A 24,896-nucleotide genomic window follows, 5' to 3' on the forward strand; every position below is an offset into this window, starting at 1 on the left:
GGCGACATGTCCAGGATCAAGGCCTCCGTCGACATCGACCGGCGTCCGGAGGACGTCTACGCCTACGTCACCGACCCCACGCACCTGCCGGAATGGCAGGAGAGCGCGGTCAAGGTGAGCCGGATCGGCGGCGCCCCGGGGGCCGCCGGACAGAAGATCAGGGTCACGCGGCACATCGCGCGCCGCGACATCGACACGAACGTGGAGCTCACCACGACGGACCCGCCGCGGAGTTGGCACGTCCACGGCACCGACGGTCCCGTCCGCCCCGACATCCACGGCACCATCGAGCCGCTCGACAACGGCACGCGCTCGCGGGTGACCTTCGACCTCGGCTTCGAGGGACACGGCATCGGCAGGGCGCTGGTCCCGCTGGTGGTGAAGCCGACGGTACGCAAGGAGATGGCCCGGGACGAGCGCCATCTGAAGGAGATTCTGGAGCGCGGCGCCCCGGCCTGAGCAGGCGCACCACCCCGCGCACCGCCACGCCCCGCCGGCCCTCTCCGCCAACGGGGCCACGCCGCCCCCGGCAAGCCCTCGGAGGGCGTGCCGGGGGCGGCTGCGGGATGGCCGGCGGCCGCGCAGGGCGGCGGGCCGTCCGTGCGGGAGCGCCGACCCGTCCCGTCCGGGGCGCCGGCCTGGCAGCGCGGAAGCGCCGGCTCGTCCGTGCGGGAGCGCCGGCCCGGCAGCGCGGGGGCGCCGGCTCGCCGGCCGGCCCGTCAGGCCTGTTTCCCGGTCCCGGCGCCGTTCGTCGTGCGGGCCAGCAGCATCGCCACGTCGTCCTGGGCCGGCCCCTCCGGGAGAGCGCCCAGAAGCTCGTCGCACAGCTCGTCCAGCGGCCGGTCCATGGCCCGCAGCGCCAGGGCGATCCGGGCCATGCCCTGGTCGAGGTCGCGGTCCCGGGACTCGATGAGGCCGTCGGTGTAGAGGACGAGCAGGCCGCCCGTGGGGAGGGCGACCTCCTCGGTGCCGAATTCGTGGGCCCCGGTGCCCAGCGGCGTTCCGGGCGGACCGTTCAGGAAGGTGACCGTGCCGTCGGGGGTGACGACGGCGGGCGGCGGGTGGCCGGCCCGGGCGATGGTCCAGACGGCCGTGGCCGGGTCGTGGACGGCGTACACGCAGGTGGCCATCTCGTCCTCGCCCAGGTCGGCGACGACGGCGTCCAGGGAGCGCAGCATGCGCGCCGGCGCGATGTCGTGCCGGGCCAGGGTGCGTACGGCGGTGCGGAGTTGTCCCATGACGGCCGCCGCGTGGATGCCGTGGCCCATGACGTCGCCGATGACCAGTCCGGTGCGGCCGCCGGGCAGCGCGACGACGTCGAACCAGTCGCCGCCGACGTCGTGGTAGCTCGCGGGGAGGTAGCGGCCGGTGAGCTCCAGGCCGGTGACGTCGGGCAGCTCGCTGTTGGTGAGGCTGCGCTGGAGGGTGAGGGCGGCCTGGCGCTGGGTGGTGTAGAGGCGCGCGTTGTCGATGTTGAGGGCGGCGCGGGCCACCACCTCGTCCATGAGGACCCGGTCCTGCTCGTCGAAGGGCGTCCGGGTGCGCAGCCGGGTCACCGAGACCGTGCCCAGCACCTTGCCCCGGGCGACCAGCGGGATCAGCCGGGCGCAGCCGATGCGGGTGGACAGGTAACGGCGCAGGGCCTCCAGCCGGGGGTCCCGGATGAGCGCCGGGATGTCACCGACCCGCAGGTCCATGGCACGGGCGTCGGTGATGACCTCCTCGTACACGGAGTCGAGCGGGATCTGGAAGGTCTGGCCGGCGGCGAGCAGTGCGGTCGGTGCGGTGGGGTCGGGGAAGCCGGCGGCCAGGCGGCGCAGGACGCCGCGCGTGGCGGCGCCGGACTCGTCGGGGTCCAGGACGGCCTCCAGGAGCTGGACGTCCGCGGAGTCGGCCAGCTGGGGGACGAGGAAGTCGACGACCTCCTCCGCGGTCTGCCGCAGGTCGAGGGTGGTGCCGATGCGCTCGCCGGCCTCGGCGAGCAGCGCGAAGCGCTCCCGGGCCCGTTCGACCTCGATGTGCGCCTGCTGGCTCTCGGTGATGTCGATGACGGAGGCGATGATGCCGAGGAGCCGCCCGCCGTGGTCGAAGAGCGGGGCGTAGGAGTTGGACCAGATGTGGTCGTGGCCGGGGTCGGCGGGTGTGCGGCCGGCCCGGCGGGCGTCGACGACGGCGTTGCCGGTCTCCAGGACCTGTCGCATGAGGGCTTCGAGCGCGCCGGCGTTGACGCCGGGCACGACCTCGGTGAGCCGGTGGCCCACGTGTCCGGCGGGCGGTACGCCGTTCATCTGCGCGAGGGCGTCGTTGACGCGGAGGAAGCGCAGGTCGGGCCCGAGGGTGGCGAGGCCGATGGGCGACTGGGTGAAGAGCGATTCGAGGGCGGCGAGGGAGTCGCGCATCTTCACGACCTGGGAGGTCTCGAAGGCGATCAGCATGGCGCCCGGGCGCCCGTCCGGATCGGCGGCGGGCACGATCCACATCTCCATGACGACCGAGTGGCCGTCGCGGTGGCGGACGGGGAGGGTGCCGACGACGGTCTCGCCCGCCTGGACCTTGCGGGTCAGCCGATCGGCCAGCTCGCGGTTGGCGCTGGGCACGAGGATGGGCGCTGCGGGCCGGCCGATGACGTCGTCGGGGCGGTAGCCGAGCAGGTCCTGCGCGGCCAGCGACCACTCGATGATGAGGCCGCGCGCGTCCTCCCGCCAGAGGGCGATCGGCAGCAGGTCGTTGAGCACGCCCGCGTACCCGACGGCCGCCCGGGGCGGCGGCGGAACCCTGCTCGGCGACTGGTGAGTGTCCAACGCATCGACCTACGCATCGGCCGGGCCCCTGGGGGCGCAATCCGCGGTACCTACCGAATCACCCTATCCGAGACGTACCAGACGGGCGCTGCGCATGCGTCGGCGGCGGCCGCCAGGCGCCGTCACGGTCGGCACCTCCGGGCACACGGAGCGCCGGGAGTGGGGAGGCGGGACGAGGTCCTGTCCGGTGCTTCCGGCCCCGTTACGGCGCAGGGCCGCGGCTTCCGCAGAACCGGCCGTCACGGCGCAGGGCCCGGCTTCCGCAGAACCGGCCGTTACGGCGCGGGCCTGGCCGCCGCCGTCCGCACCGCCGGGTCGGCGGCGGGCCGGGGCCCCGCACCGGACCGTGCCGGTGCGGGGGTCCGGCCCCGCAGGACACGACCCCCGCCCGTGTGGCCGGTGCCCCCGTGGTCCGGAGCGCGGTGGCTCAGGCCGGCGCGCCGGCCGCGCGAGCCGCGGCCGCCGCCCTGGCCTCGCCCTCCGCACGGGAGCGCTTGCCGGTGCGGATGGTCCACAGGACGAGCACGCCGAGGGTGCCGTAGATCAGGAACGGGTTGACGACGACCATCGTGCCGACGGACAGCACGTAGGAGAGGACGATGCGGACCACGGCCTCGGCGAGGTAGCCGACGCCCCAGACGATCGTCATGAGGCGCATCGTGGACCGGAAGCCCTCGTACTGCCACAGGCCGTTCCACCAGTCGTGGCTCGCGGCGGTGCCGTCGGTGGCGAAGCGGCGTCCGAAGTAGAACATCAGCGGCCGGGGTGCGAACAGGGTGGCGAGACAGAGCACGCCGAAGAGGCCGGTCACGACCGAGTCCTTGACGAGCAGGGCCCGGGTGGAGTCCGCGCCGACGAGCGAGACGACGGCCGTGAGGGCGATGAAGAAGATCGAGACGATGGCGAAGTCGTCCATCTTGCGGTGCCAGACGAGGTGGATCACGGTGTCGAGAACCGGCCAGACGCCGCTGACGAGCAGCGCGGTGGCGTCGCTCCAGCCACGGTCGGTGAGCGCTCCGAAGGTGACGATGGGCGCCACGATGTTGAGGCCGACGGTGAGCGTCCAGCCGATGGCGGTGGCGGCCCCGGAGCGGGCCGGCGCTGCGGGTTGCACCTGTGGTGCTGACATGGGTCCCCCTGGGTCGTTGCAGATCGGTGCGGCATCGGCACGCTAGGGCCGCCGACGGGGCGTCACAAGGTGCGTCCGGCCAAAATGATCTTCAAGCTGTCCGGAGCATGCCATTCCGGATGCACCCGGACCATCTGCGCATCCCGGCACGCGGCGCCCCCGGACCGACGCACGCGGAGCGCCGTCGAGCCGGTCGGAGGCCGCGTGTGCCTCACGAGACGCGACCGCGGGCGAGGGCGCCGAGGCCCCACGGGCCGAGGGCAGGCATCCGGTGGAGGGCGCCAGGTGGGGCCGGGCGGTGGCGCGAAGGGGCCGGCCCGGTTCTCCACGAGGGGGATCATCCCGCCGGCGGCGACCAGCGTCCCGATGACGGGCGCGAGCCCGACCGACGGCGCGGGTCGCAGGCGGAGCGGTTCGCCCCTCGGCCCTTCCTGAGCACCGGCTCGCGGTCGTCGTCCAGCCGGGTCCCCCCGGCCCGGTCCACGTCGGGCTACCCTGCCGGTTCCGGGCAGGCACGACCGAAGGACGACCAGGCCGATGGCTCAGGACGCGCAGCGGGAGCACTGGCAGCGCACGTACGAGGCGCACCCCGAGATGTACGGGGCCGAGCCCTCCGCCCCGGCGCTCCACGCGGCCGGCGTCTTCGCCCGGGCCGGCGCCCGGGACCTCCTGGAACTGGGTGCCGGGCACGGGCGGGACGCGCTGTACTTCGCCCGCCGCGGGTTCACGGTGCGCGCCACCGACTTCAGCCAGGCGGGGCTGACCCGGCTCGCCGGCAGTGCCGAGGCCGCGGGGCTCGGCACCCGGGTCGCGACGCAGGTCGTGGACGTACGAGAGCCGCTGCCGTTCGGGCCCGGGTGCACAGACGCGGTCTTCGCCCACATGCTGCTGTGCATGGACCTGTCGACGCGGCGCATCGAGCAGCTGGTGGCGGAGGTGCGCCGGGCCCTTCGCCCCGGCGGCACCTTCGTCTACACGGTCCGGCACACCGGTGACGCCCACTTCGGGACGGGCGTGTCGCACGGCGACGACGTCTACGAGCACGGCGGTTTCGCGGTCCACTTCTTCTCGCGCGAACTGGTCGACCGCCTCGCCGAGGGCTGGACCCTCCGGGAGGTGCACGCCTTCGAGGAGGGCGCCCTGCCCCGGCGTCTCTGGCGCGTGACGATGACGGCGCCGGCCGCCGGCTGACCCCCGCGACGGCCGACACCCGGCGCCGCCCGCCAGCGGAGGAGGCGTACGCGGGGCGCGCGGGCACGGACCCGATCGCGCCCCGACCGAGGGCCGGGCGGCCCCGGAACGCGGCCGGGCCCCGCCGAGCAGCCCCGATCTCCCACCTATACTCAACAATGCGAATAATGGAGCATGCGAGTGACAAGGGTGGGGCTTGTGAGCGAGGCGAGTGGACCGGCGGAGCGGGCGGGGGCTCCCGCCACCCCGTACCTGCGCTATGTCGCCCTCGGCGACAGCCAGACGGAAGGCGTCGGGGACGGCGACGACGCGCACGGCCTGCGCGGCTGGGCCGACCGGCTCGCCGAGCTGGTCGCACGGTCGAGCCCGCAGCTCCGCTACGCCAACCTGGCCGTACGGGGACGGCTCGCCGGCCAGGTGCGGGCGGAACAGCTCGGACCGGCCCTCGCCCTGCAGCCCGATCTCGCCACGGTCGTCGCCGGCGTCAACGACCTGCTGCGCCCGCGCTTCGACGCCGACGAGACCGCCGGACACCTGGAGGCGATGTTCGCCGCCCTCGCCGGGCAGGGGGCCCACGTCGCCACCCTGACGTTTCCCGATCTCACCCGCATGATCCCCGCGGCCCGGCCGGTCGCGTCCCGGATCGCGGCGATGAACGAGCGCATCCGGGAGGCCGGACGCCGGCACGGCGTGACCGTCGTCGAGACCGGCCACCACCCGGTCGTCACCGACCCCCGGCTGTGGAGCCGGGACCGGCTGCACGCCGGCCCGCTCGGCCACGCCCGGATCGCCGCCGCCGTCGCCGAGGCCCTGGGGCTGCCGGGCAGCGACGGCTCCTGGTCGCTCCCGCTGCCGCCGAGGGGTGTGCGGCCGGCCGGCGGACTGCTCGCGGTGGGTGTGGAGGTGGCCTGGGCGGGCGCCTTCCTCGGCCCCTGGCTGGGCCGCCGCCTGCGCGGCCGCTCGTCCGGCGACGGCCGTACGGCCAAGCGGCCCGAACTGCTGCCGGTGACGCCTGTCTGAGCGGAGCGGCGGCCGGGGAGACTCGCCGGTCCCCCGGCGATCTCGGCGTGATCACGACAGCGGAGCCGAGGGCGGGACAGGGCGTGCCCGTGGGCCGGCGCGTCGGCCTCGGCCGCGCTGCACGGTGGCGCGCGGCCGGTCCGCCGGGTGGGCGGCGGGCCGTGTCGGTGCGGGGCACCGCCCAGGGTTCCGGCTGCGGGACGGAAATTCGCGGGCGGACCCCGGGGCGGCGCTGTTACCGTCGGGCGTATGGGTTCGCATTACTTCTTTCTCTGATTCCGGCCACGGACACGACGGCCCGGACCGCTGAGCGGTTCGGGGGCGCCGGTGTCCGCGCACGTCCGGATCAGTCGAACCCGTCCCAAGGACTCCCATGCGCGATCGCGCCCAGCTCACGCTGCACCAGGTCACTCACTCGTACGGGGACCGCCAGGTCCTCGACCAGGTCTCCTTCACCGTCCGCCCCGGTGAGCGCGCCGCCGTCGTCGGCGAGAACGGCTCCGGCAAGTCCACGCTGCTGCGGCTGATCGCGGGGGCGGAGGCACCCGACGGCGGTGAGGTGACCGTCCGCTTCCCCGGGGGCGTGGCCCGGCTCGCCCAGACCCTGGAGCTGACGTACGCCGTCGGGCCGGGGCACACCGTGCGGGACACCGTCGACGCCGCGCTCGCCGAACTCCGCGCGATGGAGCAGGAGTTGCGGGAGGCGGAGAAGCGGCTCGGCGATGCGTCCGACGCCCGGCTCCTCGCGTACGGCGCCCTGCTGGAGCGCTTCGAGGAGCGCGGCGGCTATCGGGCCGATGCCGACGTGGCCGCCGCGCTGCACGGGCTCGGTCTGGGCCACCTCCGCCACGACCGCCGCATCGGCACCCTGTCGGGCGGGGAGCGCTCGCGGCTCGCGCTCGCCTGCGTCCTGGCGTCCGGTGCGGAGCTGCTGCTGCTCGACGAGCCGACCAACCACCTCGACCGGGACGCGGTGCGCTGGCTCCAGGAGCGGCTGCGGGGACACCGTGGCACCGTCGTCGCGGTCACCCACGACCGGGCGTTCCTCGAGGCCACCGCCACCACGATCCTGGAGGTCGACCGGGACACCCGTACGGTCACGCGCTACGGGGACGGCTGGGCCGGATACCGCACGGCCAAGGCCGCCGCCCGACGGCGGCAGACGCAGGAGCACCAGGAGTGGTGCGACGAACTCGCCCGTACGGAAGAGCTGGTGGCCGCGGCGGGACAGCGGCTCGCCGCCACCGGCCGGGATCCGGGCCAGGGCTTCGGGAAGCACCGGCGCTCCAGCGAGAACAAGCTCTCCGGTCAGGTGAGGGCGGCCCGGACCCGGCTGGCCGAGCTCCGGGCCCGTCCGGTGCCGGCGCCGCCCGAACCCCTGTGCTTCCGGGCCCACTTCAGCACCGGCGAGGGCGATGCGGGAGCCGCTGCCGAGCTCCGTGACGTCACCGTCGGGAATCGGCTCGCCTTGGACGGGCTGCGCCTCTCCCCCGGCGACCGGCTTCTCGTGTCAGGACCCAACGGGGCCGGGAAGTCCACCCTGTTGGGGGTGCTGGCGGGCGAGATCGAGCCCGACGGCGGCAAGGTGCTCCTTCCGGCGCGCGTGGGGCACCTCGCGCAGGAGCTGCCCGCCGTCGCCGCGGCCGAGCCGCTGCTCACGGCCTACGCGCAGGGCCGGCCGGGGCCGCCCGACGAGCACGCGGCGGAGTTGCTCGCCCTCGGGCTGTTCCGTGACGAGGACCTGGGCGTGCCGGTGCGGGCGCTGTCGGTCGGGCAGCGGCGGCGCCTGGAGCTGGCCCGCCTGGTGGCGCGGCCGGTGGACCTCCTCGTCCTCGACGAACCGACCAACCACCTGGCCCTGTCCCTGATCGAGGAACTGGAGGCCGCGCTGGCCGGGTTCGCGGGCGCGGTCGTGGCGGTCTCCCACGACGAGCGGTTCCGTGCGGCGTTCGGCGGGGCCCGTCTGGAGCTTCGCGGCGGCCGCGCCGTCTCAGACGCCCGCTGACCGCGCGATCCGCGCGGGGTCCCAGCCCCGCCGCGGGACGGAGTCCAGCAGCAGCCGGGTGTAGGGGTGTTCGGGCGCGCCGAGGACCCTCGCCGTCGGACCCGCCTCCACGACCGCGCCGTGCCGCAGCACCACGAGCTCGTCGGTGATGTGGCGGACCACCCCGAGGTCGTGGGTGACGAAGAGGAAGGCGACACCGGCCTCGCGGCGGATCCCGGCGAGGAGTTCGAGGATCTGGGCCTGGATGGAGACGTCCAGGGCCGCGACGGCCTCGTCGAGGACCAGGATCCGCGGTTCGGCGGCGAGTGCCCGGGCGATGGCCACGCGCTGGCGCTGGCCGCCGGACAGGCCGCGGGGCAGCGCGGCCGCCTCCCGCGGGCCGAGGCCGACCTGGTCGAGGAGTTCGGCGACCCGGGCCTCGCGGGCGGCTGGGGTGAGCCGGAAGTGCAGCCGGAGCACCTCGTCGACGCAGCCGCCGACCGTGATCCGGGGGTCGAGGGAGAGGTACGGGTCCTGGAACACCATCTGGATCTCGCGTGCCCGGGCGAGCCGTTCGGCCCGGCCTCGGGGGCGGGCCGAACGGTCCCGGCCGTCGAGCGTGACCGTGCCGGCGTCGGCGCGTTCGAGGCCGACGAGCATGCGTACGGTGGTGGTCTTTCCGCTGCCGGACTCGCCCACGATGCCGAGGGAGGAGCCGGGGGCGAGGGTGAACGACACGTCGTCGACGGCGGTGTGGTCGCCGTACTCCTTGCGGAGTCCGGCGACGACGAGCCCGGGGGGCGTGGTCACTGGAGGATCCCTTCGTCGGCGCGGTGGCAGGCGGCGAGCCCGTCGCCGTGCGCGGTGAGCGCGGGCACCTGCTCGGTGCAGCGCGGCTGGGCGTGCGCGCAGCGGGCGGCGAAGGCGCAGCCGGGCGGCGCCTCGGCGACGGAGACGGGGCGGCCCTCGATGGGGCGCGGCGCGGGGGCGTCGGGGTCGATGCGCGGGGTGCAGGAGAGGAGGCCCGCGGTGTAGGGGTGGCGCGGGCGGTCGAAGAGCTCGGCGGTGGAGCGGGTCTCGACGATCCGGCCCGCGTACATGACGTACACCCGGTCGCAGATGGCGGCGGCGAGTTCCAGGTCGTGGGTGACGAAGAGGAGTCCGGTGCCCCGCTCGGCCTGGAGGCGGGTGAGGATCGCGATGATCTCGGCCTGGGTGGTGACGTCGAGCGCGGTGGTCGGCTCGTCGGCGACGACGAGGGCCGGGTCGCCGGCCAGGGCGGCGGCGATCACGACGCGCTGGAGCATGCCGCCGGAGAACTCGTGGGGGTAGCGGCGCAGGGCGCCGCGCGGGTCGCGGATGCCGACGGCGGCGAGGAGTTCCTCGGCACGGGCGGTGGCCTGCCCGGTGGGGGTGCCGGCGGCGCGCAGGCCCTCGGTGACGAAGTCCCCGACGCGGCGCAGCGGGTTGACGGAGGCGCGCGGGTCCTGGAAGACCATGGCGATCTCGCGGGCCCGGAGGGAGGCGAGCGAGGTGCGGTCCATGGACAGGACGTCGCGTCCGCCGACGCTGACCCGGCCTTCCGTACGGGCCTTGGCGGGGAGCAGGCCGAGGACGGTGCGGCAGGCGACGGACTTGCCCGAGCCGGACTCGCCGACGAGGCCCACGGTCTCGCCGGGGGCGACGGTGAGCGAGACCCCGTCGAGGAGGGGCCGGGCGGCCCGGCCCTCGGGAAGCCGGAGCGTGAGCCCGTCGATCTCCAGGACGGGCGCCGCGGCGGCGGACCGCCCGGGGTTCCGCGGGGAGTTGCGGAGGTCGTTCATGCGTCAGCGCTCCCGCTTCGCTATCCGGTCGGCGATGCCCTCGCCGACGATGCCGAACGCCACGACGGCGAGGACGATGCAGAAGGACGGCGCGAGCGCGGGCAGCATCGCGCCCATCTGGAGCGCCGACTGCCCCTCGTTGATCATGGCACCCCAGTCGGCGGTCGGCGGCTGCACGCCGAAGCCGAGGAAGGACAGGGCGGCCAGGTCCATCAGGCCGTAGCCGAAGTTCATCGCCGACTGGGCGAGGACGGTCGGCGCGATGTTGGGCAGCAGGTGGCGCAGGCAGATGGTCCGGCCGGACCAGCCCTGCACCACGTACGACTCGATGTAGGGCCGGGCCTTCTCCTGGCGGGCGATGCCGCGGACGAGGCGGCCGACGTACGGGGTGTAGGCGACGGACATGGCGATGACGGGGGCGGTCATGCCGGAGCCCAGCACGGCCACCAGCATGATCGCGAGGAGCATGCCGGGGAGGGCGAAGACCAGGTCCATGGAGCGGGACAGCACCGCGTCGGCCCAGCCGCCGCGCCAGCCGGCGAGCACGCCGAGGGCGGTGCCGAGCAGCGTGGAGACGGCGACGACCAGGAGCGGGCCGAGCAGTCCGGTGCGGGCGCCGTGCAGCAGCCGGGACAGGATGTCGCGGCCGGACTGGTCGGTGCCGAGGAGGTGGTCGCCGCCGGTGCCGACCAGGCTGGCGGACAGGTCCATGGCCTCGGGGTCGTACGGGGCGAGCAGCGGCGCCAGTGCGGCGACGGCGACGAGCGCCACGAGGAGCAGTACGGCGGCCGTGAACAGGGGGCCCTGGCCGAGGGCCCGCAGGCCGCGCAGGCCGGGGCGCCTGCGCAGCGGGACCGCGGGGTCGGCCGCCCCGGGGTGTGCGGTGAGGGTCATGAGGTGCCTTCCCCGTGGAGGGTGAGCCGGGGGTCGATGAGGGGCGCCAGCAGGTCGACGAGGAGGTTGACGAGGACGAAGGCCGCGACGCTGAGGAGGGTGACGGCCTGGACGACGGCGAAGTCCTGGGCGCTGACGGCCTGGACGAGGAGGGAGCCGATGCCGGGGACGTCGAAGGCGGTCTCGACGATGGACGTGGTGACGAGGAGTCCGGCGAGCATGGTGCCGCCGACGGTGACGATGGGCCCGAGGCTGTTGCGCAGGACGTGCCGGCGGACCACGGTCCGGCCGGCGACGCCGCGGGCGCGGGCCACGTCGACGTGTTCGCGGCCGAGTTCGTCGAGCATCGCGGAGCGGGTGACGCGGGCGAGGAGTCCGGCGAAGGTCGTCGCGAGGGCGAAGGCGGGCAGGGTCAGGTGGTAGAGCCGGTCGCCGAGTCCCTCGGGGGTGCCGCCGGGGCCGGGGAACCAGCCGAGGTGCACCGAGAAGAGGGACACGAGCCCGATGGCGCTGACGAAGGAGGGCGTCGCGGTGGCGATCCCGGTGCCGATGAGCACGGTGCGGTCGACGAGCCCGGGACGCAGCGCGGCGAGTGTCCCGGCGGCGATGCCGCCGACGGTGACGAGCAGGGCGGCGTAGCCGACGAGCAGGACGGTACCGGTGAGACGGGAGCCGAGCAGCGCGGAGACGTCCTGGTGGTACTGGGCGGAGCGGCCGAAGTCGCCGTGCAGCACCCCGCCGAGCCACTTGGCGTACTGCACGGCCAGAGGGTCGTCGAGGTGGTACTCGGCCCGGAGCGCGGTCACGGTCTCGGGGGTCGCGGGCCTCCCGTGCAGCAGGAAGGCGACGGGGTCGCCGGGGGCGAGGTGGACGCTCGCGAAGACGACGAAGGACGTGACGAGCAGGACGCCGAGGAGGCCGGCGGCTCTGCCGAGGAGGTAGCGGGGCATGCCGTCGGTCACCGCGCGGCGCCGATCGTCGCGGCCCAGGGGTAGTAGAGCTGGGCGATGCCCGCGGGCGCGCCGGTGACGCGGCTGCCGAGGAAGACGGAGTAGGGGGCCTCGTAGATCGGGATGATCGGGAGCTCGCGCATCGCGATCCGCTGGAGTTCCTGCGTCAGGTCGGAACGGGCGCCGGGGTCGGCGGCGGCGTTGGCGCGGTCGAAGGCGGAGTCGTAGACCGGGTCGGACCAGCTGCCGTAGTTCCCGAAGTCGCCGGTGCGCAGGTACTGGTAGAACTCGAGCGGGTCGGGGGTGTTGTCGTACCCGCTGGTGATGACCAGATCGAGTCCCTTGCGGGCGTTCGGGTCGACGAAGATGCTGCTGTAGGCCTCGGGGGCGACGGCCTTGAGCCGCACGTCGAGTCCGATCTGGCGGCCGGCGGCCTGGACGGCGTTGGCGACGACGCTGATCTCGGGGGCGAGGGTGCTGGTCACCAGGGTGATCTTCTTGCCGGTGGCGCCGGCCTCTTCGACGAGCCGCTTCGCCCCCGCCACGTCGTGGACGGGTTCGTCCAGTTCCTTGAAGTAGCCTTCGGTCCGCTCGGGGAGGAGGGCCCAGGCACCGCGGGCCGTGGGGGCCTTGGCGGGGACGCCGATGCCGCCGGCGGCGGCCTTGATGATGTTCGGGCGGTCGAGGGCCATGGAGAGGGCCTTGCGGACCTTGAGGTCGCCGAGGGTGCCCTTGAAGTCGAGGACGGCGAGGTTGGACGTGGCGGTGTTGGGGCCGAAGTAGAGCTTGCCCTTGGTGGTGGTGCGCAGCTGGCCGAAGGAGGACGAGGGCACCATGTAGCCGCCGTCGGCGGTGCCGGAGAGGAAGGCGCTGGTGCGGGCGGCGGGGTCCTCGACGAAGGTGAAGCGGACGGTGTCGGTCTTGGGCCTCAGCTTCTCGTCCCAGTAGCCGGGGTGCTTCCTGAGGGTGATGGACTCGCCCTGCTGCCAGGTGTCGAGGGCGTACGGACCGGTGCAGTTGACCTTGCCGCCGGGCACGCCGTACCCCTTGCCCGTCCTGGCGAGGAAGGCGGCGCTCTCGACGGTGCCGGGCGAGGCGGCCATGAGCTCGTTGAGGAGGACGTCGGGCTTGGTGAGCCGCAGGGTGACCTCGAGGGGCCCGGTCTTCTCGACCGCCCTGACGTTCTTGAAGGCCGATCCCCAGGGCGATCCGGTGGCGGGGTCCATCTGGCGCTTGAGGGAGGCGACGACGTCGTCGGCGGTCATGACCGTGCCGTCGTGGAAGGTGACGCCGGGACGCAGGGTGTACACCCACACCAGGGGGTCGGGGTTCGCCCACTTCACGGCGAGTCCGGGCTCGACCTTGAGGTCGGGGGTGACCCGCAGCAGCTGCTCGCAGACGTTGGCGAGCACCGTGTTGGGCGGGTAGTCGTAGGCCTGGGCGTAGTCGAGGGTGTACGGCTCGGCGTACAGCGACCAGGTGATCAGGGGGAGCCCGCGCTTCGCGGCGGGCGTGAGCGGCGTGACGGTGTACGAGCCGGCGTCCGCGCCCGTGGGCCGGGAGGCGCCGGAGCAGGCGGAGGCCGTTACGGCGAGGGCGGCGGTACAGGCGAGGGCGGCGAGGAGTCTGGGCGTGCGCAAGGAGACCCACCCCTTTACGGGTGTAGTGACGGGCGCTGGGGATTGGAGCGAGTATTGATGCGGGAACGTTCCCGCACAAGGCTTTGCGGGAACGGTTTTGCAATGGTCAGCAAGGTGGCAGCATCAGGGCGTGACCACACCTGAACGCCCTGGAGGGCAGGCCGGACGGACCCCTGGCGGCATCACCGGGCCGCGGGTACGGCTCGTCGACGTGGCCCGCGAGGCCGGCCTGTCGAAGACGACCGTCTCGGCCGCGCTCAACGGCACCGGGCGCCTCTCCCCCGCGGTGCGGGAGAAGGCCGTCGAGACCGCGCGCCGCATGGGCTACCGGCCCAACGCCACCGCACGCCAGCTGCGCGCCGGGCGGGCCCGGCTCATCGGCTACGTGGTCGGCGAGTTCGCCGGCGAGCCCTGGACGTACCTCGACTCGCCGTACTTCGCACGGCTCACCGGCGCGACGGCGTCCGCCGCGCTCCGGCACGGGTACGCCCTCGTGATGCTTCCCGCCGGAACACTGCAGCGGGAGTGGGCGGACCTGGCGCTGGACGCGGTGATCGTCGCCGACCCGGTCGAGGACGACCCCCTCGTGGAGGACTTCCTCGCCGCCCGCATCCCGGTCTTCAGCGACGCCTCGGTCGCCGGCCGGCCGGGCGCGCACTGGGTCGACCTGGACGTCGGCGCGGCGGTCCGGGAGTCGCTGGACCACCTGCGCGCGGGCGGCGCCCGGCGGACCGCGCTCGTCCTGCCGGACAGCACCACCCGCTTCCACCGCGAGGTGCTCGCCGCGTACCGCGCGTGGTGCGGGGAGAGCCGGCCAGAACTCGTCACGTTCGTTCCCGCACCCGGCAACGGCCCCGTGGTCCGGGCGGTCGAACGGGCCCTCACCTCCGAACCGCGTACCGACGGCCTGTTCGTGGTCGCCGAGGCCAGCCCGCCGCTCGTGATGGACGCGGCACGCCGGCTGGGCCGCCGCGTCCCCGACGACCTGCGGGTGGTCTGCGTCAGCGAGGACGAGTCGGCCGCCCACGCGGACCCGCCGGTCAGCACCCTGAGCCTGCGTCCGGCGGATGTCGCCGAGGCGGGCGTCTCCCTGCTCGTCACCGCCCTGGAAGGCGGCGGCGGCACCCCCCCGGGTGTGCTGCTCACCGCCCGGCTCCAGGTGCGGTCCTCGTCCGGACATGAGAGCGGGCCTCCTGGTCGGTGAGTCGGATGCGGACGACGGCGGGAAAGGCCGGCCGGTGCCCCGCCGGGCGCGGGTTCCGGGTGGCGCCCGCAGGGCGGATCTCCGGACCCGCCGCGTCCGGCGCGGCCCGGCGTGCCCCCGGCGGATGCGGGGCGGGCGGACGGGCGGGGAGTCCGGGCCCGGCAGGGACCGGACTCCCCGCGTGCCCGGCGCGCCCCCGTCCTGCGGGGCGGGGGCGCGAGGCGGTGCCGGGTCAGAGGGCGTGGACCCGGGCGCCGCCCACGAAGGTCTGTTCCACGCGGGCCTCGGCGATCCGCTCCGGCGGGCCCGTCAGGATGTCGCGGTCGAGGACGACGAGGTCGGCGAGGTGGCCGGGACGGAGGCTGCCCGCCTCGTCGTGGCCGTTGACGTGGGCGGAGCCCGCCGTGTAGGCGGCGAGGGCGGTCGTGAGGTCGAGCCGCTGTTCGGGCAGGAAGACCCGGCCGTCGGTGGCGCCGGGCTCGGCGCGGTTGACGGCGACGTGGAGGCCCGCCAGCGGGTCGGGGCTGCTGACCGGCCAGTCGCTGCCCGCGACCAGGGTGGCCCCGGCCCGGACGAGGTCGCCGAAGGGGTACTGCCAGGCGGCGCGCTCGGGCCCGAGGAAGGGGATGGTCAGCTCGTCCATCTGCGGTTCGTGCGCGGCCCACAGCGGCTGGATGTTGGCGAGCGCCCCCAGCCGGGCGAAGCGGGCGATGTCGTCGGGGTGCACGACCTGGAGGTGGGCCAGGTGGTGCCGGTTGCCGCGCCGCCCGTTGGCGGCGACGGCGGCCTCCACGGCGTCCAGCGCCTCGCGCACGGCGCGGTCGCCGAGGGCGTGGAAGTGGATCTGGAAGTCGAGGGCGTCGAGTTCGGTGACGTAGGCGCGGAGCGCCTCCGGGTCGACGAAGCTCATCCCGGTGTTGGCGGTGGCGCAGCCGCACGCGTCGAGGTAGGGGCTGGTCATGGCGGCGGTGAAGTTCTCGGCGATGCCGTCCTGCATGATCTTCACCGAGCCGGCGCGGAACCGCCCGACACTCGACTTCTCGCGCCGGGCGACGAGGTCGGGGATCTGCTCGGCTCCGCGCAGCCGGTCCCACCAGAGCGCCCCGGTGACCCGCGCGGTGAGGGTGCCGTCCTGGGCCGCGGTGACGTAGGCGTCGGAGGGGTCGGGCTTGCCGCCGAACTCCCCGAGCAGGGCGTCCTGCCAGCCGGTGATGCCGAGCGAGTGCAGCATGGACTGGGCGCGCAGCAGTCCGGCGAGCCGGTCGGCCGCCGTGCAGGGCGGGACGATCCGGGAGACGAGGGCGGCCGCGCCCTCCTGGAGGACGCCGGTCGGCTCGCCGTCGGCGTCGCGCTCGATGCGCCCGTCGGCGGGGTCGGGGGTCTCGGCGGTGATGCCGGCGAGTTCCAGGGCCCGGGAGTTCGCCCAGGAGCCGTGGTGGTCGCGGTTGACCAGGCACACGGGCCGGTCGGCGACGACCGAGTCCAGCAACTGCCGTGTGGGCAGGCCGCCTTCGAAGCTCTCCAGGGACCAGCCGCCGCCGGTGATCCACTCGTTCTCGGGGTGCGCCGCGGCGAACTCGCGGATGATCCGGAGGTATTCGTCGACGCCGGTGGTGCCGCTCAGGTCGCACTCGGCGAGTTCCACGCCGCCGTACACCGCGTGGATGTGGGCGTCCTGGAAGCCGGGGACCAGCAGTTTCCCGGCGAGGTCGACCACCTCGGTGCGGGGTCCGACGAGCTCGCGCACCTCGTCGTGACCGACGGCGGCGATCCGCTCGCCGACCACGGCGAGCGAGGTGGCCCGGGTGCGGGCGGGGTCGCCGGTGAAGACGGGGCCACCGGTGAAGACCAGGTCGGCCGTGCTCATGTACGTACTCCTGGAGGTGAGGGGCCCGGCTCGGGGCCGGTACGAGGTGCGCCATGCAACAGGCGCCGTCCGCAAAAGGTCAAGGGTGTTGTCGTAAGGCTGCCGCCGGTAGGGTCCCGGCATGACCGAACGAGTGGTTCCGGAGAACCGGCGGCAGCGCCGCCGCCCCACCAAGCAGGGCACCGTGCTCTCCGAGCGGGTGATCGTCGAGACCGCGCTGCGCCTGGTCGCGCAGCACGGGGCGGAGGCGCTGTCCGTACGCCGCCTGGGGGCGGCCCTGGGCGCCGACCCCAGCGCGGTCTACCGCTACTTCCGCAACACCGACGACCTGTTGCTCGCCCTCGCCGACGAGATGGTCGGCCGGGCCCAGGCGGGCTGGCGGGCGACCGGGGACTGGCGGGCCGACCTGCGGGACATCGCGCTGCGCATCCACGCCGCCTACCTGGCGAACCCGCAGGTGGCGGCGCTGGCCGCGCACCGCACGACGGGGCGCGAGCACGAGACCCGGGCCGTCGAGGCCATCCTCGGGGTGCTGCGCCGGGCGGGTTTCCCGGACGCGGAGGCGGTACGGATCTACCACGCGTTCGTGGACCAGGCGCTGGCCTTCGCCGCGCTCGACGCGGCCGCGCAGGCCCTGCCGGAGCCGGCCCGCGAGGCCGACGAGCAGGTCTGGCACGCGGCGTACGGCAAGCTGTCGGCCGACACCCACCCGCATGTGGCGGCCACGTATCCGCTGCTCGCGGCGGACATGCGGGACAGCGGCCACCCGTTCGCGCTGGAGCTGATGCTGGACGCGGTCGGTGCGCGCCTGGCGAAGCACGTCACGCACTGACCAGGGCGCGTCGCCCCGGCCGCCCCCGCGCCCGGTCCCGATCCTGCCCCCTCCCCTTCCCGCACCCCACCGCAGCACCGCCGACGGCGACGGCGACGGCGACGGCCGCATCCTCCCGAGCCCGGGCGTGATCGCACCGCGGAGCGACCTGCCGCGCACCTGTCCCTCCCCACCGCGCGCGGCGCCCCCGCAAGAGCCCTTACGACAACACCATTGACGCAAATTCCCTCCGCCGGATCTCATGGGCGCACTTCGGAGGCCTCTACCTCCACGATCCGAAGGAGCCCCGCCCCATGGCCCCCCTCTCCGCGCTCCGGGACACCTCGCCCACCCCCTTCTGGCTGGACGACGCCCGCCGGCCCGCCCCCGCGCCGGCCCTCGTCGGCCCCACCGACTGCGATCTGCTCGTCGTCGGCGGCGGGTACAGCGGACTGTGGACCGCGCTCATCGCCAAGGAGCGCGACCCGTCCGCCGATGTGGTGCTCATCGAGGCGGGCGAGGTCGGCGCCGCCGCCTCCGGGCGCAACGGCGGCTTCTGCGAGGCGAGTCTCACCCACGGCCTCGGCAACGGGCTGGCCCGCTGGCCCGGCGAGATCGGACGGCTGGAGCGTCTCGGCCGGGAGAACCTCCACGGCATCGGCGCCACGATCGAGCGGCACGGAATCGACTGCGACTGGGAGCGCACCGGCTCCCTGACCGTGGCGACCGAGCCGTACCAGCTGGCCGGACTGAAGGAGGAGGCCGAGGCCGCCGGCCGGTACGGCGCCGAGGTCACCCTGCTCGACGAGGCCGCCGTACGCGCCGAGATCGACTCCCCCACCTTCCTCGGCGGCCTCTGGAACAGGGACGGGGTGGCCATGGTCAACCCGGCCCGGCTCGCCTGGGGCCTCAAGCGGGCCTGTCAGGAGCTCGACGTGCGGGTGTACGAGCACACCCCGGGCGCCGCGCTCACCGAGGACGGCGCCCGGATCGCGGTGACCACCCCGTACGGCCGGGTGCGCGCCCGGCGCGTCGCGCTCGCCACGAACGCGTACCCCTCGCTGCTGCGCCGGCACCGGCCGTACACCGTGCCCGTCTACGACTACGCGCTGATGACCGAGCCGTTGACGGAGGCTCAACTCGCCTCCGTGGGCTGGCGGAACAGGCAGGGCTTCGCCGACTGCGCCAACCGCTTCCACTACGTCCGGCTCTCCGCCGACAACCGCATCCTGTGGGGCGGCTTCGACGCCGTGTACCGCTTCGGCGGCGGCGTACGGGCCGAGCGCGACCAGCGCCCCGCCACCTTCGCCACCCTCGCCCGACACTTCTTCGCGGCCTTCCCGCAACTCGCCGGCCTCCGCTTCAGCCACGCGTGGGGCGGCGCGATCGACACGAGCACGCGGTTCTGCGTCTTCTTCGACACCAGCCACCGCGGCCGGGTGGCGTACGCCGCCGGCTACACCGGTCTCGGCGTGGGCGCGACGCGCTTCGGCGCGCAGGTGATGCTCGACCTGCTCGCCGGGGAACGCACCGAGCGCACCTCGCTCGACCTGGTGCGCCGCAAGCCGCTGCCGTTCCCGCCGGAGCCGGTGCGCTCCGTCGGCATCGGCCTCACCCGGTGGGCGCTCGCCCGCGCCGACGCGCACGAGGGCCGTCGCAACCTGTGGCTGCGCGCCCTCGACCGCGCGGGCCTCGGCTTCGACAGCTGAACCGGCCCGCCCGGCCCTCCACGGGGCGGGCGCACCCGCCGCGCGCTACCCGTTCACCAGGCGACACGCTACTCGGACCTGGTCCGGGTGGACGCGCGGACGGTCGGCGGACGCTACGAGACCGGAGCGCGCAGCCCCTACGAGACCGTCACGTTCCGCCGCGTCCCGCCGGCGGCGCTCGCTCCTCCGACGCCGTGACGGCGGCGTCGGGTCTGCGGCGGCGTCAGGCCGGGCCGTCGGGGCCCGGCCGGCCGGGAATGCCGGCCCGGCGCAGCGCGGACCGCCAGGCCAGGGCGAGCACGGCCTCGGCCACGCCGAGCAGGACCAGCCACAGCCCGAGCAGCCGGGTGAGGACCTGGGCCGACTCCGTGGGGAGGGCGAGGACGACGATCCCGGCGGTGATGCCGAGGACGGCGACCACCAGGGCGACGCCCCGGTGCGGCATCCCCTTGTCGGCGACGGCCGCGTAGAAGCCCAGGATGCCGGACACCAGCCAGACGCCGCCGACGATCAGCGAGAGCGCGGCGATGGTCTGCAGCGGGTTGCGCAGGCACAGCACCCCGCCCAGGACGAACAGCAGGGCCACCAGCAGTCCCGCGACCCGCTCGCCGGCCTCCTCCCTGCCGAAGACGGCGACGAACCGGAAGCCGCCCATCACCAGCAGGTACAGGCCGAGGAGCACGGCCAGCACGTGCAGGGTCACGTCCGGCCAGACCAGGGCCAGGATGCCCGGGACGAGCGTGGCGATCGCCGCGCCCAGGACCCAGCTCCAGGAACGGCCCAGGCGGGCCAGCTGCTCCGCGGGGTCGGGCGAGCCGTACGGGTCCGCCCCGCCGGCCGCCGGTCGGGGTCCGGTACCGGACGCCGGATCACGTGGCGTGGTCATGGCTCCTCCTCTCGTACGGACGGGCCGTTCCCCAACGGCGGGCCGGGGGCGGGCACGGAGTTCCGTCCCTTCGAGCGTTCGCCCGGATCCCGTCCGCTGCCTCACCCGCCACGGGTGAGGCAGCGGCGCCGAGGGTCCGGGTCAGTGCTTCAGGACGATCTTGAAGGAGATGATCAGCATGCCGAGCAGCAGGTTGACCGCAGCGGTGACCGCCATGAGCCGGGTGGAGGCACCGGCCCGCCGTGCGGCGGCCACGGACCAGCCGATCTGGCCGACCACGGCCACGCAGACCGCGAGCCAGAGGGTTCCCTCGACGTCCAGGCCCACGAGCGGGCTGATCGCGACGGCGAGGGCCGGCGGGACGGCGGCCTTGACGATCGGCCACTCCTCCCGGCAGGCGTGCAGGACGGCCCGGCGGTCCACGCTCCGTTCCACCAGCCGCGTCCCGAACAGTTCGGCGTGCACGTGGGCCGCCCAGAAGACCACCCCGGTGAGCAGGAGCAGCACCACCAGTTCCGCGCGCGGGAAGTCGCCGAGGGTGCCCGCGCCGATGACCACGGAGGCGGCGAGCATCGAGCCGTAGACACCACCGGAGTAGTCCGCGTCACGGCCAGGGGCGGAGGTGGGGGATCGTGTGCTCGACATGGGTCTCCCTCAGGTCCGACGGGGCCGCGGGCGCGCGCGCCCGCGGCCGCGGCCGCTCCCATTCCAGCATCGTGCGCCGCCCCTCGCCTCCCGCCGCGGAGGAAGGGAACGCCGCCCGGGGAGACACGCCGGATCCACGGCCACGGGCGTTCACCTCACCGGCACCGCACCCGTGGTCGCCGGGCGTCCGTCGCACCGCACCCCGGTCCCCGTGCGTCCCCGCCCCACCGGCACCCCCATGTGCCTGGGCGTCCGGCCCACCGGCACCCGCGTCCCCGGGCCCCCACAGGCACCCGCGGTCGCCGGGGGCCGGCCCCACCGGCACCCGCGCCGCAGGGCCTCCGCCCCGCACGGGACCGGCCCCGGGCGGGGTGCCCGGGGCCGGTCGTGCCGTTCGGCCGCGGAGGCCACGGGCCCCCGGTTCTGTGCTAGACGCCGGGGATCTGGCGGGACCGGAAGGCCGCGCGAACGGCGTCCGCCGCGCTCTGGCCGTACATGACGCGCGCCGTCGCGACGGTCTTCGCGGCCGCGTCCGAGAACGAGGTGTCGGGGGCGAAGCCGAACTGCGCGTTCACGATGATCCGGTCGGCGGTCCGGGCGCCGAGCGCGCCGCGGATGTCCCACAGCGCCCGGGACCAGATCTCGCCGTCCGCGTGCACCTCGCCGATCCGGTCGGCGTACACCTTGCCGCCGTCGACGCGGCGCAGGCAGTGCGGGGCCGTGCTGTACGGGACGGAGTCCCAGTCGGCGACGCAGCCCGGGGCGGTCCGCACGGGCCAGCCGTAGCCGGCTGCCGCGTCGGCGCCGACCTCGACGGCCAGGTAGTCGCCGAAGGCCTCGCCGATGGCACCGGCCTCGGGCGAGCTGCCGAAGCCGGGCACCTGGGCCTCGTGCACGGCGTGCCCGTACTCGTGGACGATGACCTCGGCGTCCTCGGCGTCGTCGACGCCGCCCTTGCCGAAGCGGATCTCGTCCTTCTTGTCGGTGAAGAAGGAGTTGTCCGCGCCCCACTGGTTGATCCGGACGGCCTGCGGGCGGTCGTTGGCTCCGGGCAGCTCGCTGCCGAAGCCGAGCCCTTGCAGGTACTCCTGGGCCCGGTCGACCCAGAAGTAGGCCATGACCTGCTCGAACTGGTCGTCGCTCCGGTCGTACCCGGCCGCCGCGGCGGTCTTCGCCGACGCGCCGGTGTCGGACCTGACATAGGCCCAGCGGCCGGAGAGGCCGCCGCTGCCGTCGAGGTTGCGCAGCACGGCGGTGGTGTAGGCGGTGGCGGGCACCGCGGTGGCGGAGTCCTTGCCGTCGCCGAGCGACTGGTCTCCCGAGGACTGCACGGGGTTGACCATGAAGATCCGGGCCTGCGGTCCGGCCGTGGCGGGGGCCTGCCCCGTGGCCGAGGCCGCCCCGGCCGGGGCGATCAGGGCCACGGTGGCGGTGGCCGCGGCCATCAGGCCGCGGGATGTGCGGCGTGCCATCAACGTCCTCCCGTTGGGGGGTGTGCGGTGTGGGGGATGGCGTGGTGCGGCCGTGATCATCGCCCACGACCGGGCTCCGCGTCGAGGGTCAGGGCAGGAGAGCCGGCCGGGCCTCGCGGGCGAGCCCGTGCGCGAGGTCGGGCCACCAGGCTCCGGCGGGCGGGTCGACGACGCCGTACTCGGGGTCGACGGTGCCGCCGGTGCCGCGGGCGCAGCTGCCGTCGGACTCGCCGATGGTCTTCACGTACAGGTAGGCGTCGACGAGGGGGACGCCGGTGTCGGCGGTCGGACGTGCGCCGATGCCACGGCCGGGCGGGTTGCACCAGGTCTCGGGGTCGGCGTAGGTGCCGGGAGCGGGCTTCCACGGGCCGCGGCCGTTGCGGCTGGTGTCCACGACGAAGTGGAGCAGCTCGGTGGCGGACGGGTGGCCGACGGCCTGGTCGTACCAGGCGTCGGTCCAGTGCCAGGTGCTCGGGTCGTCGACGGAGACGGCGTTGCCGGGCGCGCCGTCGTTGGGCGCGGCGGCGGAGTAGTACTGGTCGGCGCACCAGTCGGTGTGTCCGCGGGCCCACTCGGGTCCCCCGGTGGCGAACCGGACGCACTTGGCCACCCAGGTGCCGTACCGCTCCAGTTCGTCGGTCGGCTGGAAGTTGGAGACGTTGAGGGCGAAGCCGTCGGCGCGGGCGGCTCCGGCGTCGATCAGGCGCCGGGCGATGTCACCGACGGCCCGCCACCGGCTGTTGCCGGCGTCGAGGTACACGGCGGTGCCGGTGCGGGCCTTGAGGGTGGTCACGGCGAAGTCGAGGTCGGCGATGCGGGCTGCGGTCAGGGCGCCGGTGGGATCGACGGAGCCGGCGCAGTCCTTGGGCAGGGCGGCGAGGCCGTCCGGCTCCAGGATCACGACGGCGGGCCGGTCGCCGATGCCGTCGGCGAGGGCGCCGATCCAGGCGCGGTACGCGGCGGAGTCGGCCGCGCCGCCGCTGGAGTAGAGCCCGCAGTCCCGGCCGGGCACGTTGTACGCGACGAGCACGGGCAGCTGCCCGGCAGCGCGGGCCCGGACCACGAGGTCCGCCGCGTCGTCGTGCACCTGGTCGGGGGTACCGCCGGTGAACCACTCGGCCTGCGGAAGTCCGGCGAGCGCGGTCATGCGCGCCGCGTTCTCCGGGTCGCCGGCCGCCCGGTCGACGAGCGCCTGCCGGGCGGCCCCGCTGTCGGGGTCCACGTAGAACCGGCTCGCGGGCGTGAGCGGTCCGGCGGCGGCGGCGCGTCCGGCGGGCGCCGGCTCCTCGGCGCCCGCGGCCGGGGTGACGGCGATCCAGGCGGCGCAGACGGCGAGCGCCGCCGCCGTGCGGGCGGAACGCCGCCCCGGAATCCGGTTCGTCATGGCATGACCCTCCTCAGGCGCGATCATGAGCAGCGTAGGCGGCGGTGATCACCTTCGGGCGGGAACGGCCGGATCCCCCCGGTGCGCGTGGCGGGCGCACCGGGGCACCGGGACACGGGCGGGGCGCTCAGTCCTGGCGGCTGCTCTCGTCCCTGAGCCAGGTGTCGAAGTCGCGCTTCCGGATGGCCCGGCGCGCGCCCCGGCGGGCGGCGAGCGCCGCCGTGAGAAAGACGAACATCGCGGGGAGCAGGGTCGGTTCGGCCCGGAGGATCGCGCGCAGGTCGCCGAGGCCGGTACGGGCCGAGGGCGACGGCGTGGACCCCACGGGCGCCGGGGGCTGCGCGGACACCCCGGCCCGGAAGGGTTGCGCCGGCCGGACGGATTCCGCGGCCTCGACGGTTTCCGTGCCCCGGACGGACCCCGCGACCTCGGCGGTTTCCGCGCCTGGGACGGACCCCGCGGACCCCGCGACCCCGGCGAAATCCGCGGGTCCGGCCGATCGGGTGACCTCCGCCGGTGCCCCGGCCTCGCCCGGTCCGCCGGCCCCGGCCGGCGCCGCGCTCCCGGCGGGGGCCGACCGGCGCTGGTGGTCCTCCAGTTGGGCCGTCGAGGTGGCCGCGCGGACCCGGCGCCGGATGAGGTCGGCCCAGGTGCGGGGCGGGCGGACCACGACCCGGGCGGTCGGGACCACGGCGCGTTCGGCAGGACCGAAGGCGAGCGAGGCGGCCAGGTCGTCGGCCATCAGGGGCGGCAGGGCGGCGACACGGGCGTGGCCCTCGCCGGACATGGCGATCACGCCGCGCCCGAACAGGCCGTCGCGTACGGCGGGGAGCCGCTGCCACACCCGGTAGTAGGCCCGGACCCGCCAGGAGCACCCGGTCATCGGGAGCTCCCGCTCGGGCGCGGCGGCCAGGACGCCGTCCGGCCCGGTGAGCGCGCCCGTGAGGGCCCGTACGTCGGCCGCGCCGAGTTCCACGTCGGCGTCCACGTAGATCCGTGGGAAACCGTGGGCGTGCTCGTCGCCGAGGCGCAGGGCCTCGTGCTTGGAGGGGACGGGGGTCTCGACCACACGGACCCTCGGGCCGCGCGCGGCGGCGACGTCGGCGGTGGCGTCCGTGCAGCCGTTGCACACGACCAGGATGTCGAACTCGTCGGCCGAGGAGCCGTCCAGGAGACGGTCCAGGAGACGCCCGAGGGTGCGCTCCTCGTTGTGGGCGGGGATCACGATGCTGGGCACGGGGACAGTATGACCAACCCGTCCCACTCTTACAGTTCCTTCAACTATCGGTAGGAGTTTCACACAACTCCTGGATGACCTGCCCCAGTTGGTCTAGATTGAGCGCTGCCGGATCCGCTCGGTCGCGAACACAGTCGTGTCCCGGGCGGATTCTGCGTCCTGTGCGGACCCCGGCCGTGGCTGGGGAGACTTGCGACCTCGGTCCGCACCGATTTGTCAGGCGGAAGAGCCGCGTACCCTCGTCGACCG

At 74.9% G+C, this 24,896-nt stretch carries 20 protein-coding genes; 7 read left to right on the plus strand and 13 right to left on the minus strand.

The window, feature by feature from the left end:
- The first annotated feature begins 6 nt into the window (after positions 1-6).
- Positions 7-459: an SRPBCC family protein gene (locus tag ACGF1Z_RS14730; RefSeq protein ID WP_393003707.1), complete on the plus strand. Its 453-nt coding sequence runs from the start codon at positions 7-9 to the stop codon at positions 457-459.
- Positions 460-719: 260 nt separating this feature from the next.
- On the opposite strand, the gene ACGF1Z_RS14735 is transcribed toward ACGF1Z_RS14730, so the two are convergent.
- Both ACGF1Z_RS14735 and ACGF1Z_RS14740 read right to left on the minus strand, forming a co-directional pair.
- Entirely contained in the window at positions 720-2,801 is a 2,082-nt protein-coding gene (locus tag ACGF1Z_RS14735; protein ID WP_393003709.1) for a SpoIIE family protein phosphatase, read from the minus strand.
- Between the two features lie 427 nt (positions 2,802-3,228).
- Entirely contained in the window at positions 3,229-3,930 is a 702-nt protein-coding gene (locus tag ACGF1Z_RS14740; RefSeq protein ID WP_393003711.1) for a VC0807 family protein, read from the minus strand.
- Positions 3,931-4,467: 537 nt separating this feature from the next.
- Between ACGF1Z_RS14740 and ACGF1Z_RS14745 the strand changes: the two genes are divergently transcribed.
- The 3 genes from ACGF1Z_RS14745 to abc-f all read left to right on the plus strand — a co-directional run bounded on the left by ACGF1Z_RS14745 (position 4,468) and on the right by abc-f (position 8,146).
- Positions 4,468-5,121, plus strand: coding sequence for a class I SAM-dependent methyltransferase (locus ACGF1Z_RS14745; RefSeq protein ID WP_393003713.1), 654 nt, complete (start codon positions 4,468-4,470; stop codon positions 5,119-5,121).
- Between the two features lie 198 nt (positions 5,122-5,319).
- Positions 5,320-6,141 (plus strand): SGNH/GDSL hydrolase family protein, encoded by an 822-nt coding sequence (locus ACGF1Z_RS14750; protein WP_393003715.1) that lies wholly within the window; start codon positions 5,320-5,322, stop codon positions 6,139-6,141.
- Positions 6,142-6,514: 373 nt separating this feature from the next.
- A complete protein-coding gene (abc-f, locus tag ACGF1Z_RS14755) occupies positions 6,515-8,146 on the plus strand; it encodes a ribosomal protection-like ABC-F family protein (protein WP_393003717.1) in 1,632 nt (543 codons plus the stop codon).
- Here abc-f and ACGF1Z_RS14760 read toward each other — a convergent pair.
- The 5 genes from ACGF1Z_RS14760 to ACGF1Z_RS14780 are packed head-to-tail and all read right to left on the minus strand — an operon-like array spanning position 8,132 to position 13,432.
- Positions 8,132-8,935: an ABC transporter ATP-binding protein gene (locus tag ACGF1Z_RS14760; RefSeq protein ID WP_393003719.1), complete on the minus strand. Its 804-nt coding sequence runs from the start codon at positions 8,933-8,935 to the stop codon at positions 8,132-8,134. The two genes, abc-f and ACGF1Z_RS14760, sit on opposite strands and share 15 nt — an antisense overlap.
- Positions 8,932-9,948, minus strand: coding sequence for an ABC transporter ATP-binding protein (locus ACGF1Z_RS14765; protein WP_393003721.1), 1,017 nt, complete (start codon positions 9,946-9,948; stop codon positions 8,932-8,934). Before ACGF1Z_RS14765 ends, ACGF1Z_RS14760 begins: the two co-directional genes overlap by 4 nt.
- Before the next feature lie 3 nt (positions 9,949-9,951).
- Positions 9,952-10,842, minus strand: a complete 891-nt coding sequence (locus tag ACGF1Z_RS14770; protein WP_393003723.1) for an ABC transporter permease — start codon at positions 10,840-10,842, stop codon at positions 9,952-9,954.
- Positions 10,839-11,792, minus strand: coding sequence for an ABC transporter permease (locus ACGF1Z_RS14775; RefSeq protein WP_393003725.1), 954 nt, complete (start codon positions 11,790-11,792; stop codon positions 10,839-10,841). The genes ACGF1Z_RS14770 and ACGF1Z_RS14775 overlap by 4 nt, the downstream gene beginning before the upstream one ends.
- A gap of 8 nt (positions 11,793-11,800) precedes the next feature.
- The gene (locus ACGF1Z_RS14780; protein ID WP_393003727.1) at positions 11,801-13,432 is read right to left on the minus strand and encodes an ABC transporter substrate-binding protein; all 1,632 of its coding nucleotides are present in this window, start codon (positions 13,430-13,432) and stop codon (positions 11,801-11,803) included.
- A 130-nt stretch (positions 13,433-13,562) separates the two neighbouring features.
- On the opposite strand from ACGF1Z_RS14780, the gene ACGF1Z_RS14785 reads away from it, so the two are divergent.
- The gene (locus ACGF1Z_RS14785) at positions 13,563-14,636 is read left to right on the plus strand and encodes a LacI family DNA-binding transcriptional regulator (RefSeq protein WP_393003729.1); all 1,074 of its coding nucleotides are present in this window, start codon (positions 13,563-13,565) and stop codon (positions 14,634-14,636) included.
- A gap of 232 nt (positions 14,637-14,868) precedes the next feature.
- Here ACGF1Z_RS14785 and ACGF1Z_RS14790 read toward each other — a convergent pair whose 3' ends face one another.
- Complete coding sequence (locus ACGF1Z_RS14790; RefSeq protein WP_393003731.1) at positions 14,869-16,503, minus strand: amidohydrolase; 1,635 nt, start codon at positions 16,501-16,503, stop codon at positions 14,869-14,871.
- Between the two features lie 121 nt (positions 16,504-16,624).
- Here ACGF1Z_RS14790 and ACGF1Z_RS14795 point away from each other — a divergent pair, with 121 nt between their 5' ends.
- Both ACGF1Z_RS14795 and ACGF1Z_RS14800 read left to right on the plus strand, forming a co-directional pair.
- Entirely contained in the window at positions 16,625-17,335 is a 711-nt protein-coding gene (locus ACGF1Z_RS14795; RefSeq protein ID WP_393003733.1) for a TetR/AcrR family transcriptional regulator, read from the plus strand.
- Between the two features lie 293 nt (positions 17,336-17,628).
- Complete coding sequence (locus ACGF1Z_RS14800; RefSeq protein WP_393003735.1) at positions 17,629-19,023, plus strand: NAD(P)/FAD-dependent oxidoreductase; 1,395 nt, start codon at positions 17,629-17,631, stop codon at positions 19,021-19,023.
- A gap of 223 nt (positions 19,024-19,246) precedes the next feature.
- Here ACGF1Z_RS14800 and ACGF1Z_RS14805 read toward each other — a convergent pair whose 3' ends face one another.
- From ACGF1Z_RS14805 to ACGF1Z_RS14825, 5 genes are all read right to left on the minus strand, one after another.
- Positions 19,247-19,909, minus strand: a complete 663-nt coding sequence (locus tag ACGF1Z_RS14805) for an HdeD family acid-resistance protein (protein WP_393003737.1) — start codon at positions 19,907-19,909, stop codon at positions 19,247-19,249.
- Between the two features lie 141 nt (positions 19,910-20,050).
- Complete coding sequence (locus ACGF1Z_RS14810) at positions 20,051-20,554, minus strand: hypothetical protein (RefSeq protein ID WP_393003739.1); 504 nt, start codon at positions 20,552-20,554, stop codon at positions 20,051-20,053.
- A 428-nt stretch (positions 20,555-20,982) separates the two neighbouring features.
- Positions 20,983-22,026 carry a M4 family metallopeptidase gene (locus ACGF1Z_RS14815; protein ID WP_393003741.1) on the minus strand — a complete coding sequence of 348 codons (1,044 nt, stop codon included), beginning with the start codon at positions 22,024-22,026 and terminating at the stop codon, positions 20,983-20,985.
- Positions 22,027-22,114: 88 nt separating this feature from the next.
- On the minus strand, positions 22,115-23,410 hold the full coding sequence (locus ACGF1Z_RS14820) for a glycoside hydrolase family 6 protein (protein WP_393003743.1): 1,296 nt from the start codon (positions 23,408-23,410) through the stop codon (positions 22,115-22,117).
- Positions 23,411-23,537: 127 nt separating this feature from the next.
- A complete protein-coding gene (locus ACGF1Z_RS14825) occupies positions 23,538-24,647 on the minus strand; it encodes a glycosyltransferase (RefSeq protein WP_393003745.1) in 1,110 nt (369 codons plus the stop codon).
- Positions 24,648-24,896 lie beyond the last annotated feature (249 nt).

The organism is Streptomyces sp. NPDC048018 (assembly GCF_043202995.1).
Taxonomy (GTDB): Bacteria; Actinomycetota; Actinomycetes; order Streptomycetales; family Streptomycetaceae; genus Streptomyces.

Excerpts from the sequence above, each read along its gene's own strand:
- ACGF1Z_RS14730 (WP_393003707.1), top strand. The coding sequence starts at position 7 with ATGTCCAGGATCAAGGCCTCCGTCGACATCGACCGGCGTCCGGAGGAC.
- ACGF1Z_RS14740 (WP_393003711.1), bottom strand. The coding sequence starts at position 3,930 with ATGTCAGCACCACAGGTGCAACCCGCAGCGCCGGCCCGCTCCGGGGCC.
- ACGF1Z_RS14745 (WP_393003713.1), top strand. The coding sequence starts at position 4,468 with ATGGCTCAGGACGCGCAGCGGGAGCACTGGCAGCGCACGTACGAGGCG.
- abc-f (WP_393003717.1), top strand. The coding sequence starts at position 6,515 with ATGCGCGATCGCGCCCAGCTCACGCTGCACCAGGTCACTCACTCGTAC.
- ACGF1Z_RS14765 (WP_393003721.1), bottom strand. The coding sequence starts at position 9,948 with ATGAACGACCTCCGCAACTCCCCGCGGAACCCCGGGCGGTCCGCCGCC.
- ACGF1Z_RS14770 (WP_393003723.1), bottom strand. The coding sequence starts at position 10,842 with ATGACCCTCACCGCACACCCCGGGGCGGCCGACCCCGCGGTCCCGCTG.
- ACGF1Z_RS14775 (WP_393003725.1), bottom strand. The coding sequence starts at position 11,792 with ATGCCCCGCTACCTCCTCGGCAGAGCCGCCGGCCTCCTCGGCGTCCTG.
- ACGF1Z_RS14790 (WP_393003731.1), bottom strand. The coding sequence starts at position 16,503 with ATGAGCACGGCCGACCTGGTCTTCACCGGTGGCCCCGTCTTCACCGGC.
- ACGF1Z_RS14795 (WP_393003733.1), top strand. The coding sequence starts at position 16,625 with ATGACCGAACGAGTGGTTCCGGAGAACCGGCGGCAGCGCCGCCGCCCC.
- ACGF1Z_RS14800 (WP_393003735.1), top strand. The coding sequence starts at position 17,629 with ATGGCCCCCCTCTCCGCGCTCCGGGACACCTCGCCCACCCCCTTCTGG.
- ACGF1Z_RS14805 (WP_393003737.1), bottom strand. The coding sequence starts at position 19,909 with ATGACCACGCCACGTGATCCGGCGTCCGGTACCGGACCCCGACCGGCG.
- ACGF1Z_RS14810 (WP_393003739.1), bottom strand. The coding sequence starts at position 20,554 with ATGTCGAGCACACGATCCCCCACCTCCGCCCCTGGCCGTGACGCGGAC.
- ACGF1Z_RS14815 (WP_393003741.1), bottom strand. The coding sequence starts at position 22,026 with ATGGCACGCCGCACATCCCGCGGCCTGATGGCCGCGGCCACCGCCACC.
- ACGF1Z_RS14820 (WP_393003743.1), bottom strand. The coding sequence starts at position 23,410 with ATGACGAACCGGATTCCGGGGCGGCGTTCCGCCCGCACGGCGGCGGCG.